The sequence below is a fragment of the Virgibacillus sp. LDC1 genome, assembly GCF_025792345.1.
Classification (GTDB): Bacteria; Bacillota; Bacilli; order Paenibacillales; family Paenibacillaceae; genus Paenibacillus_AQ; species Paenibacillus_AQ lautus.
Map to the genome: position 1 here is coordinate 3,163,342 of NZ_JAOXLZ010000001.1, position 12,588 is coordinate 3,175,929.

General features: G+C 51.0%; 11 protein-coding genes. 6 read left to right on the forward strand and 5 right to left on the reverse strand.

Annotated features, from left to right (window positions below):
• The first annotated feature begins 93 nt into the window (after window positions 1–93).
• The 4 genes from OHJ21_RS14100 to OHJ21_RS14115 all read left to right on the forward strand — a co-directional run bounded on the left by OHJ21_RS14100 (window position 94) and on the right by OHJ21_RS14115 (window position 4,366).
• On the forward strand, window positions 94–1,434 hold the full coding sequence (locus tag OHJ21_RS14100) for an ABC transporter substrate-binding protein (RefSeq protein ID WP_100538253.1): 1,341 nt from the start codon (window positions 94–96) through the stop codon (window positions 1,432–1,434).
• 118 nt (window positions 1,435–1,552) lie between these two features.
• Window positions 1,553–2,452 carry a carbohydrate ABC transporter permease gene (locus tag OHJ21_RS14105; protein WP_100538254.1) on the forward strand — a complete coding sequence of 300 codons (900 nt, stop codon included), beginning with the start codon at window positions 1,553–1,555 and terminating at the stop codon, window positions 2,450–2,452.
• Between the two features lie 5 nt (window positions 2,453–2,457).
• Window positions 2,458–3,291 carry a carbohydrate ABC transporter permease gene (locus OHJ21_RS14110; protein ID WP_100538255.1) on the forward strand — a complete coding sequence of 278 codons (834 nt, stop codon included), beginning with the start codon at window positions 2,458–2,460 and terminating at the stop codon, window positions 3,289–3,291.
• A 43-nt stretch (window positions 3,292–3,334) separates the two neighbouring features.
• The gene (locus tag OHJ21_RS14115; RefSeq protein WP_486020292.1) at window positions 3,335–4,366 is read left to right on the forward strand and encodes a glycoside hydrolase family 88/105 protein; all 1,032 of its coding nucleotides are present in this window, start codon (window positions 3,335–3,337) and stop codon (window positions 4,364–4,366) included.
• Window positions 4,367–4,466: 100 nt separating this feature from the next.
• On the opposite strand, the gene OHJ21_RS14120 is transcribed toward OHJ21_RS14115, so the two are convergent.
• Window positions 4,467–6,536 carry a peptidoglycan D,D-transpeptidase FtsI family protein gene (locus OHJ21_RS14120; RefSeq protein ID WP_394054633.1) on the reverse strand — a complete coding sequence of 690 codons (2,070 nt, stop codon included), beginning with the start codon at window positions 6,534–6,536 and terminating at the stop codon, window positions 4,467–4,469.
• Between the two features lie 24 nt (window positions 6,537–6,560).
• Window positions 6,561–7,178: an NUDIX hydrolase gene (locus OHJ21_RS14125; RefSeq protein WP_394054631.1), complete on the reverse strand. Its 618-nt coding sequence runs from the start codon at window positions 7,176–7,178 to the stop codon at window positions 6,561–6,563.
• A gap of 144 nt (window positions 7,179–7,322) precedes the next feature.
• On the opposite strand from OHJ21_RS14125, the gene OHJ21_RS14130 reads away from it, so the two are divergent.
• Entirely contained in the window at window positions 7,323–7,451 is a 129-nt protein-coding gene (locus tag OHJ21_RS14130; RefSeq protein ID WP_394054629.1) for a hypothetical protein, read from the forward strand.
• A 39-nt stretch (window positions 7,452–7,490) separates the two neighbouring features.
• Complete coding sequence (locus OHJ21_RS14135; protein ID WP_486020293.1) at window positions 7,491–7,811, forward strand: hypothetical protein; 321 nt, start codon at window positions 7,491–7,493, stop codon at window positions 7,809–7,811.
• Between the two features lie 175 nt (window positions 7,812–7,986).
• Here the strand turns inward: OHJ21_RS14135 and OHJ21_RS14140 are convergent, their stop codons facing one another.
• The 3 genes from OHJ21_RS14140 to OHJ21_RS14150 all read right to left on the reverse strand — a co-directional run bounded on the left by OHJ21_RS14140 (window position 7,987) and on the right by OHJ21_RS14150 (window position 12,516).
• On the reverse strand, window positions 7,987–8,325 hold the full coding sequence (locus OHJ21_RS14140) for a potassium channel family protein (RefSeq protein ID WP_100538259.1): 339 nt from the start codon (window positions 8,323–8,325) through the stop codon (window positions 7,987–7,989).
• Between the two features lie 100 nt (window positions 8,326–8,425).
• Entirely contained in the window at window positions 8,426–11,761 is a 3,336-nt protein-coding gene (locus OHJ21_RS14145) for a DEAD/DEAH box helicase (RefSeq protein WP_394054625.1), read from the reverse strand.
• A 245-nt stretch (window positions 11,762–12,006) separates the two neighbouring features.
• The gene (locus OHJ21_RS14150) at window positions 12,007–12,516 is read right to left on the reverse strand and encodes a GNAT family N-acetyltransferase (RefSeq protein WP_394054623.1); all 510 of its coding nucleotides are present in this window, start codon (window positions 12,514–12,516) and stop codon (window positions 12,007–12,009) included.
• Window positions 12,517–12,588 lie beyond the last annotated feature (72 nt).

Below are 12,588 nucleotides of genomic sequence, written 5' to 3' on the forward strand. Positions count from 1 at the left end.
ACTCTTTCCCCGCGGAAACAAGATAATTGGGAATGTAAGCACTAACATTTGAAACGATATGAAGCGGTTTATCAACAAAGGGGAGGAAATGGAATGAAAAAAGTGTTAAACGCGGTTCTGATGTTTTCCCTGATCGGAAGCTTGATCGGCTGTTCGGGCGGCGGCGCTGCCGAACCACCAGCCAGCGGCGGAACCGGAACGGAGACACCGCCGGCGGCTGCAAGCGATAGCAAGGATCCGGTCAAACTCCGCATTGCTTGGTGGGGCGGACAGTCCCGGCATGATTATACCTTGAAGGTCATTGAAATGTATGAGTCCCAGAATCCGCATGTCACGATTGAGCCGGAGTACGCTCCATTTGATGACTACTGGAAAAAGCTTGCTCCCCAAGCGGTGGCTGGCGGACTCCCGGACATTATTCAAATGGACATCTCCTATCTGAATCAATATGCTGGCCGGAATCAGCTGGCGGATTTGAAGCCGTTCACCGAGAGCGGCGAGTTGGATGTCGCCGATGTCAGCGAGAATGCGCTGAGCGGAGGTGAGGTCAACGGTAAGCTCGTTGCCATGAACCTCGGCGTGAACGCACTTCAGACCACCTTCGATGTTGAGACGATGAAGAAGAACGGTATCGATATTCCATCCAAAGAATGGACTTGGGACGACATGGACACAATGGGTGCCCAAGCCAAAGAAAAAGGCCTGCAAATCGGAGGCTTTGCTTACCGGCATGACGTCTTCTTCCCGTACTACCTAAGAACCATCGGCCAGAAAATGTACAGCGCTGACGGTAAAACGATCGGATACAGCGACGATAAGCCTTTTATCGATTATTTCACCCGCTACCAGAAATGGTACGACAACGGATACATCCTGTCTCTGGACAAGGAAGCCCAGAAGAAAGGCGTAGCGGAAGAGGATGAAATCGTCCTTGGCAACTCCATATCGGGTACCGGCTGGTCCAACCAGTTCCTTGCTGTAGCCAACCTGGTCACCGATCGTCCGTTGGAGCTGAATCCGATGCCCGGGCCTGGAACGAAGGACGGTCTTTTCCTGAAACCTTCGATGTACTTCTCGGTCACCGAAACGTCCAAGCATAAAGAGGAAGCCGCTAAATTCATCAGCTTCTTCATCAATGATATTGAGGCGAACAAGCTGATTAAGGGCGAGCGCGGCGTTCCCGTATCCGCCAAGGTGAAAGAAGCACTTAAGCCGCTCCTCTCCGAGAATGAAGCCAAAATTTTCGACTATGTTACTTGGGCTGAGGCCAACAGCACGCCAGGCGATCCGCCTAACCCGATTGGCGCGGTGGAGATCGAGAAGCTGCTGCGAGATCTCAGCGAACGCATCCTGTTCAAGAAAATCTCGATCGAAGATGCCGCGGCCGAGTTCCGCAAGGAAGCGAATGCCATCTTGGCCAGATCTCAGCAATAACCAGGACACGGCTAGACAAGGCATCTCCGGCACATCTTTCCCGTGCAAGAGATGCCTTTTTACATCAGTGACCCCTGCACGGGGCGCAACCAAATCTGAATCGTAGGGGTTGAAATCTATGAAGAGGCTCCGTGAGAACGAGCACATCACCGGTTACGTGTTTTCAGCGCCATTCGTTCTTGGTTTTCTCATCTTTACCTTATATCCAATCCTCTCGTCCCTGTATTATTCGTTCACCAATTATAATCTGATGGAAGCGCCAAGATGGCTGGGCATAGGGAATTATGAACGATTGTTCCTCGAGGACGACAAAATCGGCAAGTCGTTTCAGGTCACGTTCACCTATGTATTCGCCAGCGTTCCCCTTCGCCTCATATTTGCCCTCTTCGTTGCCATGATTCTGAATACCGCAACCAAGGCCGTAGGGCTGTACCGCTCCGCCTTCTACCTGCCTTCACTCATCGGCGGAAGCGTGGCCGTGGCCATCATGTGGCAGCAGATCTTCGGCGACAAGGGACTCGTGAACTCTGCCCTGTCCCTCTTCGGGATCCACTCCACGACCTCTTGGATCGGGAATCCCAGCACGGCGCTTTGGACGCTGATTGCATTGTCCATCTGGCAGTTCGGCTCTTCAATGATTATTTTTCTGGCCGGCTTGAAGAATATCCCAAGGGATTACTACGAAGCCGCCAGCGTGGACGGCGCCAACGCGGTCCATCGCTTTTTCAAAATTACGCTGCCTATGCTCAGTCCGATTATTTTGTTCAATCTGACGCTCCAGACGATTTCAGCGTTCCTGACCTTCACCCCCGCCTACATCATTTCGCGCGGAGAAGGCGGACCGCTCGATCAAACGCTGCTCTATTCGCTTTATTTGTACCGCAAGGCGTTCTCGCATTTTGAAATGGGTTACGCGTCAGCGCTTGCCTGGATCATGCTCATTATCGTCGGTATCCTGACCCTGCTCATCTTCAGATCATCCACCCGCTGGGTTCATTACGAGTCGAAAGGAGATTGACGATTATGACCAAATCCAGACGTGTTCTCTACCATACCCTGGTCGGATTGTTCGCCCTCGGCATGACCTATCCGATTCTGTGGCTGGTGGCAAGCTCGCTTAAACCGAACCATGAAATATTCACGACGGCTTACAGCCTGATTCCGAGTCGGCTGGAATTCTCGAATTATGCTACGGGCTGGAAGGGATTCGCCGGGACCACCTTCGGCACCTTCTTCAAGAACTCGTTCATCATTGTCATCATTTCCACCATGGGTGCCGTCGCTTCCTCTGCGCTTGTCGCCTTCGGCCTGGCTCGGACCAAGTTCTTCGGACAGCAGTTCTGGTTCGCCTGCATGATGATTACGATGATGCTGCCCCATGATGTCGTGATCGTTCCGCAATATGTGATGTTTGCCAAATTCGGCTGGCTGTCTTCCTTTAAACCATTAATTGTTCCCCAATTCTTCGGCATTCCGTTCTTCATCTTCCTGATCATGCAATTTATCCGCACCATTCCGAAGGAACTGGACGAAGCCGCCAAAATTGACGGATGCAGCAAGTACGGGATTTTCTTCCGGGTCGTTGTGCCGCTGATCGTGCCCGCTCTCATTACGTGTTCGATTTTCTCCTTCTACTGGAGATGGGATGATTTCATCAATCCGCTCATTTATTTGAACAACCCGGAGAAATATCCGGTGTCACTTGCCTTGAAGCTGTTCCTTGACGGCGAGTCGCTTAATAACTGGGGCGGCATGTTTGCCATGGCTACCTTATCGCTGCTGCCGGTCGTCATCGTCTTCTTTATCTTCCAGAAATACATCGTGGAAGGGATCAGCACGACGGGATTGAAAGGGTAATTCATACACATCGACGCAATTGAATATGAAGGGAGTTTTAACAATGGCTGCACTTGTATTTGATGATCAACAGATTGAGAATGTCATAGACCGCGTGGTTGACCGGACCTTTCGCATGGATTTCAGCTGGGATTGGCCGGGCGGGGTTGCCTTTTACGGAGTATGCGAGGCCTATAAGGCCACTGGCAAAAAGGAGTATCTGGAACAACTGAAAGCCTGGGTCGACGAAAACATGGAGGAGGGGCTGCCGAAGCTGTCCGTCAACGGCGTCTCCATCGGCCACTCCCTCCTCACCTTGTACGAGGTTTATGAGGATGAGCGTTATATCGAAACGGCCAAGGAAATGGCCGATTATCTCACGCATGATGCGCTGCGTTTCGGCAACGGCATCTTTCAGCATACGGTGAACTCCGAAACGTATAACTTTCCGGAACAGGCGTGGGTCGATACCATGTTCATGGCAGGCTACTTCCTGCTTCGGATTGGCGTGATGCTGGACCGGGAGGATTACTTCGAGGATGGCTTGAAGCAGTATCACGGCCACGAGGATTGCCTGCAGGATCCCGTCACAAATCTCTATTATCACGGCTGGGACAATATCGCCGGAAACCATATGTCAGGCGTCTTCTGGTGCCGGGGCAATGCCTGGGCTGCCATCACGATGGCCCGTGCTCTGGAGCTCGTCCCGGTAACGCATCCCTCCTTCATGATCATCGAAGGCTCGCTGCGCGACCAGCTTAGCGCCCTGGTCCGGCTGCAGCATGAATCCGGCCTGTGGCATACGATTACAACCGATCCGCAATCTCCGCTGGAAACGTCCGGCTCAGCCGGTATCGCTGCTGCCCTGCTCACCAAAGGACGCATCTACAATAAATACACGCAGAAATCGATTGACGGGATCTTGTCCAAGATCACCGAGGATGGTACCGTTACCGGCGTCTCCGCGGGAACGGCCGTCATGAAGGACGCCGCGGGATACAAAGGCGTGCCCGATAAGCGGATACAAGGCTGGGGTCAAGGCCTGGCATTAACCTTTCTCGCAGAAGTGCTCAAGATCAAGGACAATCCTTATTGATGAAATGCGACACAAAAAAGGCAGGATTGGAGAGGAGAAGTTCACCTCTACAGCCTGCCTTTGGTTTATGCAATTTAACGCGACTCTGCGACTACGCTTCTTATCTATTGTCCCCTGTCTCGTCCTCGCCGCTATCCTTCTTCTGCTCTTCAGTCTTCTTCGGATGCGGCGTTCCGTCAAGTCCGTAGACTTCGTCATAAGCGTCGAATATCTTCCTCGCAATCGGCGCGGCGCTTTGCGAGCCGAAGCCGCCTTCCGGCACAACGACGGCCACCGCCAGCTTCGGATTATCCCGCGGAGCAAAGGCGATGAAAACACCGTTATCAAGGTTAACACCTTTATATGATTGCTCGGATGTACCTGTTTTGCGGGCAAAGTCGTATTTAAAATCTTCGAAGGCTGCAAGACCCTGTGTATTCATCCCCCGCTTGACGGTCTGCCAGTATGCCTTGGGGAATTCAATCTCATCCAGGACCTCGCGCCCGAATTCCTTGACCACGTTGCCATCCTGATCCGTGATTTTGCTGACCAGCTGCGGCTTGATCCGCTTGCCTTCATTCGCCAGCATGACGGTGTATTGGGCAAGTTGAAGAGGGGTGTATTTCCCCATCTGCCCGAAGGACGCATAAGCTAACGCAGCCAGATTACTTCCCGCTGCCTTCGTATCGGTATACTCTCCCCGGCCCTTTAATTCCCCGGGCAAGCCACTCCCCGTTACAACTCCAAGACCAAACTGCTCCATATACTGACCCCAGACCTCAACGCCCTTCTCCCCGCCATACTTATTGACTAACCTTTTGCCAATCATATCGATCATAAAAGCATTCGAGGATTGCTGGATAGCTTGTTGAGCTTTAATGGGGCCATTTCGATGTCCACCTGAGTTAGAGATCTTTTTTTCATGTCCTTCCCGACCAATGGATGCAAAGCCCTGATCGGGATACGTCTCATTAAGACCGAATAACCCCTCATTCAGCCCGATCAACACAGACAGCGGTTTAATGACGGAACCGAGATAGATCATGGATTCGAACCCATGTCCCGATCTGCCTGAGCCAAATATCGTGATCGTGCCGTTTCCTGTCGCATCCACGATTTCCTGCGTAATTTTGCCACCATTTACCCGCACATTCGAGTCGTAATCCGGCATGCTCGCCATCGCAACCACATGACCGGTATCCACCTCCATGGCGACCGCATATCCAGTTAAGGCATCCTTATGTAACTTACCCGATACCGGATGAGTATGAAGATATTGAAGCTGATCCATGATGGCCTGCTCCGTGGCAAGCTGAATGTCTTTATGAATCGTGGTGTGAATATCATGGCCTTTTTCAGGGGCGACCATCGTCGGTACGCCGTCCACCATATTCTGAGGATTGATCGGAATGCTGAGATACCCGCTCTTGCCGCGCAGTTCTTCTTGATACATCCGTTCCAATCCGTCATAGCCAATCCACTCTTCTTCCGTGTAGATCAAGCCGGGATTCTTCTGATCCTTGTTGCTCTGATCAATAGCCTCATAATCCTTAAGGTCTTTAGAGCCTCTGAACTTCTTAAGAAATCCGATCGTCTGAACGGCCACCGTATCCGGATCATAGTGCCTTACATTCTCCTCCACGATCTGGATGCCGGGGAACTTGGCGCGGTTCTCCATAAAATAAGCGATCTCTTCCTTCGTCAAATCGGACTTGATCCGTCTCGGCTCATATCCATGCTGCTTGATATACTCCAAATCCAAGGCGTCAATCACTTCTTTGACGGTCATCGGCTCCATGTCCGGATCCCCATACTTGTTAAACGCCTGGACAAGCCGCTTCGCTATCTCCTCCGCTTCCGGTCGGTTTTCTTTTCCTTTGTCCGTCTTCTTGCTGTAATCCTTCATCAGGGTGATGTATAGAGAATTTGAAGCCGTAGAGTAAGCAAGCTTCGTGCCGGATGCATCGATGATGGAACCCCGGATCGGCTGCAGCGGGAAATGCTTCTGCTCTCCGCCGGTTTCCTGACTCGCCAGCTCCGGTCCCTCAACGAACTGCAAGATGGCCATGCGAATGATGATGACGCAAAAGATAAGAAATGCACTAAAAAAGAAAATATTGATCCGTCCATTAAATCTTCGTTTCATTTCCGCTTCATCTGGTACGTCCTTATAAGGTTTAAAACCTATCACATTGTCTACGCTCCTTTATATGGTTTAATCCAGCCAAGTTGGCAAATGTGGCTGTTTCTCGAATTCGAAGATTCGCTGTAATTGTTCCTTCGTATTTCGTTCCTCAGACAGCGGAGGCAGTTCGTCCTGCCGGAAAAAACCGACCGCGGATGTTTCTGTCCCCACGCCTGCAGCTCCGCCCGTAATGTCGCAATGAATAAACATTTTGTACACATGGAAGGCAGATGGCGGATGGTTATGAAATTTCTTGTCTAATACGGCCAGCAGCCTCCCTGCACGCACGTCGTAACCGGCCTCTTCCTTCACTTCCTTCACCACGACCTCCGCAGGCGATAGTCCGATGTCCGCCCATCCTCCCGGCAGCGCCCAAGCTCCGTCGGCCTTTTCCTTCACCAGCAGCAGCTTTCCGTCTTGAAAAATAACGCCGCGGACATCCACCTTCGGCGTTTGGTATCCGGTTTCACTCGCAAACAGGGTACGAATCTTCTCGTCGCCTGCTTCGGTATACTCCTGCATGATCTTGATGCTGAGCTCCCTCAGCTGCTCAAACCGTTCCTTGTCATAGACATCCCTCGTATATTCCAGTCCGGCCTGGCTGATCGCCTGTATCTCTTTTGCCCAATCCAACCATTTTAGTGTCATAGATTCATCCCTCTTCGATTTCTTCTCATATATATAACGCCTGCTACTCACGATTGGTTTATAATGGAAGTGTTTGATTTCAAAATTATAACATATTTTCCGCCTGATTATGAGACGAGTGATATATTAAGGGGGCTTTATTACATGAAGAAAACCCGATCGGTTCTATATGTAATCCTGCTAATCGTTATGTTTGGTACAGGGTATTATGTCGGATCAAGGTCAGAGAATTTAAAACCGATCTCAAAGGACAATGCGCGCCAAGCCGTCTAGTCCCTATGGGTTAAGTCCGTCGAACCTCCGATGCCCAAGGTGACAATCGACGGCACCGAAATCGCGGTGCAGCGAGGCTGGTACCTTTATTCATGGTGCAACGGGGATAAGTGTTCGATGACGGATGCAGTCCGACCGGAGCTGAAGGATATAACACCTGTTGTTGTCAAAGGCGGTGTGGACATTAAAACAACGCCACCCGAAGGAATACATGGCTTCACCATCCTAAATCTGACGGATCCCGATAACGACGGATATACCGTACCGACAGTACCCGGCTCGTATCTGTACGAAATTCACTGTACATGGCCTCTGGATCAGGGACGCGCCAGCTTTTATTTTGCGGTAACGGTCCAATAGGGTAAGCAGCTCAACTAGAGCGATATCAGTGGACATAAAAAAAAAGATGACCTCTGACGAATTCAGAGGTCATCTGCTTGCTAGTTAAGTCCAAGACTGTTTTCTATGCACCTTCCACAAATCGGGTCACAGCACAAACGCCTGGAATGTTTCCTTTTTTCCATTAGGAATTCTTTCAGTCTTTCTCATCCCTTTGATTCGTTCGGATTAAGGCATACGCCAATTGTCCCGCCATCCCAAGGAATAAACCCGTACCAACGACAATATAGACCATCGTGAATGTTTTACCGAGCGGCGTCTGCGGCACGAATTCCGGATGACCTACCGTGCTCAACGTCACTACGCAGAAATATAGAGCGTCCAACACGGATAACCCTTCCTGCCTGGTATAAAACATCGTACCCGATAACAGCATAATGACAATCAGGACAAACAGCGCTACAAAATAACGCTGCTTAAACGCTCGAAATAAACCGCTGAAAAGACGTTTTAATGTTAGTAAAAAAGATATCATCCCAAAAACCGTCCTATTCTCTAACTGGAGTATACGTTACATAAATCACATACAGCTATTATATCAGCGTTTATACCCTGCGCCCATCCTCACTTAGAGGCTAACCCTGAAGCGTCAGCAGCTCCCGGATTTCCGCCTCGGTCCAGCTTGGAAGCGACTCTCCTCCCGGTTGAACCAATTCCTCGATCAGATCCTTCTTCTTCTGCTGCAGAGCGACCATTTTATCCTCGATGGTATCCTGAGCCACCAGCCGTATCACCTGCACAACCTTCTTCTGTCCGATGCGATGTGCCCGGTCCGTCGCCTGCTGCTCCACAGCCGGATTCCACCAAAGGTCATACAAGATCACCGTATCGGCCCCGGTCAGGTTCAGCCCCGTTCCGCCTGCCTTCAGCGATATGAGGAACACTTCCCGTTCTCCCTCGTTAAAGCGTTGGCACAGCTCCACTCGCTCCGAGGCCGGAGTCTGTCCATCCAAGTAGAAAAACGGAATCCCCCGATATCCGAGCTCCCCGGCAATCAGATTCAGCATCCCCGTAAACTGGGAGAATACCAGCATCCGTCTTCCCGCAAGGCGACATTCTTCAATGGTTTCCATGAGCTGCTCAAACTTGGCCGAACTGCCCTCATAGCCTTCCACGAAAAGGGCCGGGTGACAGCAGATCTGGCGCAGACGGGTAATACCCGCCAGGATGCGAATCCGGCTCTTCTGAAAGCCATCCTGCGCCAAATGCTTGAGCGTCTCCTGCCTTAACTTCGCAAGATAGGCGGTATAGAGCTTTTTCTGTTCGATCAGCAGACCCGATGACTGAACCGTCTCGATCTTCTCCGGCAGCTCCTTAAGCACATCTGATTTCAGCCTGCGAAGCAGGAAGGGACGCACCCTTCTCACCACGGTTTCTTTCGGCAATTCCTGAAACGCTTTTCGATCTCCAAAGAGTGCCGGGAAAACGGCATCATATATGGACCACAATTCCTCCAGTCGGTTCTCGACCGGAGTGCCTGTCAGCGCAAACCGATAACGGGCATGCAGCGTTTTTACAACCTGAGCCGTTTGCGTCGTGTAATTTTTGAAGAATTGGGCTTCATCCAGAATTAACGTTAAAAACGGCAGCTTCGCATAGCGTTCAACGTCCCTGCGTAGCAGCGGGTAAGAAGTAATGATGACATCTGCATTCCCCGCATTCTGTATGATTTTAGCCCGCTCGTTCTGCGTACCATCGGCAATGACGGCCTTGATCTCGGGTGCAAACTTCTGGAGCTCGTTATGCCAGTTATAGAGCAGAGAAGCCGGCGCCACGATGAGTGCAGGTTCGTTGCGCTCTCTGATCTCCGGGAGCACCGATAGAATGAAAGCAATGCTCTGAATCGTTTTGCCGAGACCCATATCATCGGCCAAGATGCCGCCAAAGCGGTAGTGGGCCATCGTCTTCATCCATTGGAAGCCAAATTTCTGATAATCCCGGAGGACCGTTTCGAGGCTCGGCGGCACGGCAAAATCCAAATGATCCGGATTCTTCACGTGCTGCAGCATTCGGCGCAAGGATCGGCCAAGCTGGACCGTTGATCCCGTATCTTCCCAATCCAGCAGCTGAAGTCCTTGGACTGCCGGCATTTTGAACTGCGTGCCCTCCCCTTCGTATAACCAAGGCCCTACCCGGTTCATTAAGGCGACCACCGCCTGGAACTCGGCGCTTTCCAGGGGAAGCAGCGCTCCGTTTCGCAACCGGTGATATTTGCGTTTTTCTTCAAGCGATTTGACGATCTCCCGGATTTCGGCTTCTCGAATCCCCTCCATATCAAACTTCAATTCAAGCCAATCCGTCCGTTCGTCGACCTCCACCCGCACCTTGGCTCCCATCGGTTCAGTAAGCACCCGTTCCTTCACGGCCGTCGTTGCATAAACAACCAGCAGCTTCTCCAGCTGCGGTATCGTATGGTACAGGAAATCGTATTCGGCATCCTCATCGTTCATGAAGAAACCGCCATCGGTCTTGGCAAAGGAGGCGTTCTCCATGAGCTCGAGAATCCGCTGCTCCTGCTCTCCGTCGCGAACGAGGATTGAGCTGCTGCTGCGTATGGCACGATGTCCCTCCAACGGATTAATGGTGATGTCTCCGTAATGAAATTCGAGTCCGGCCAAAAGCCGGCCACGCACCCGGTCCAGATAGAGCTTCGCTTTTAAAGGCGTTTTGACAATGCGGTCGGATACAGTCTGCGCCACATGGACACTTCCAAGCTTCATCAGTCCCGGAACCACCCGTTCCATAATGGACTCCATCATCTCAGGTTGAATCCGGATATGCGGTTTATTCGAATTCTCAAGCAGCAATTTCATCTCGGAGAGTCTTCTGCAAGCATCCAATTCAAGCTGAATGAGCTTACCGTCCACAATGACGAGGCCGTAGCCTTCCAGAACGATCATTCGCTCCAGTCCCTCGATCTTCATCAGGTAATGATCATCCCCGGCTTCATCAAACTCGAATTGAAGGGGGATCGGATCTTGAACGAATTCCAGCTTATCCGTGAGGATCCCGTCCAAAGACAACAGGGAATGGTTCGAATGGGATAATCGTTCCCTTACCTGGGGCCAAAAAGTGGGAGGAATAATCAGCATTCGGTCACCGCTTCCGTTTTTCCCATGCGAGGTATACATGTCCATTGACTGTTTATACATGCTTTCATGATCGTATATACGAATCAGCTCCTGGAGAATATCATCATCCTCCTTTTGAAAGCTGTGGAAGTCCGGATCGTACGTGAAATTCTTCGTGAATATGCAGGTTTCAGCGTGTTTTACACACGCCAAAAACTCTCGAATCCGCTGTACGATGTACAGGCGTTTCTTACCTACTCGCAGTTCAACGCCGAACAAGTATTTCCGATTTCCGTAAGGATATAATTTGAAAATGAACTCCATCTCCAGCACCTCTCGGGTGTCAAACCTGGAAGCTGCCGTAGCTCTCCGGCCTTCAGAATATGAGAACAATCCGAGCAGCTGGCTGCTGAGCAGCGCATCTTGTTCCCCTTCATCCATGCTTCTGTCATGCTCCGGGGAGTACCGAGGCGTTAATTGCCCGTCTCCGGCATTTCCATTGACAGAAGGATGTAATAACGATGGATAGGGGCGCATTGGAGCTTCTACCATTTGCTCAATATCACGGATGTTCAGGAGCAGAGCCGCAATATGCCTGCAGCGCTTCCGGGAGAATCCATAATCGATACAGCTGCATTCGGTGAATACATCCCCGTTTGAGTCAATCTCGACATAGACGATACCCGACTCCTGATCCGTCACTTCAGCCTCGTATTTTCGAGTGTCCGGATCTTGTTTCCGCATCGTTACATGTCCATCTCTATATAAAACCCCGCCGCGATCGTAGGAGGTCTTTCCGCATAATAGCTTGATCACCCGTTCAGTCAGCTGGTAACCCATAACCACAATCCCTTCTCTATTTACTGCTAAAAAACAGTATACCATTTTGTGCGGAAAGGCCCATGCTTCCAAGTTTATACTTTCTGATATCTAAAAAAGAACTCGCCGCTACGGCAAGTTCTTGCGCTGCTTCTCATCATAACGGATCAATCGATCATAACGCTTGTTATTCCCTCTCCATGCCCCGATAGATATGATGAAACCGACTATCCGTCCCGCTCCATCCAACCCCTCCGCTTCGTGGCTTAGATACGTTTGTAATACAGCACCGTCCCGTCCAGTTGGCCGTTAGAGGATATGGCATAATCAGGAATGACTCCTGCTTGGATGTAACCCAGAGACTGATATAGCTTGTTGGAGGGGTCCCCCTCCCGGGTATCTAAGACCAGCAAGGTTCTGCCCTCTTCCTTGGCTTTAGGCTCGAGATGTTGCATCAACGCTCTGCCGATCCCTCCGCGACGGGATGCAGGATCCACCATCAGTTTCGCTACCTCGGCCCGGTGTCTGCCATTCGCCTTCATGGCGCACTGCAATTGAACCGTGCCGATCATCTGCCCATCCTGCACAGCTACCCACAGGGTAACCCCTGGGCCAAGCACATCCTCCCAGTAAGCGGAAGCTTCATCATAAGACAGTGGAGCTAAGAATCCCACCGATGCTCCCTCTTCTACTACCCGAATCAATAATTCCGTTAATTGATGATGCGTGTCGGTTTCTAATTGTTCGACCTCCATAATCGTAAACGCAGCATTCATGATAGGACACTCCCTCTGTCATCTAATAAACTCATTCTATCCGTTCGATTACCATATGCAATCATTTTTTTA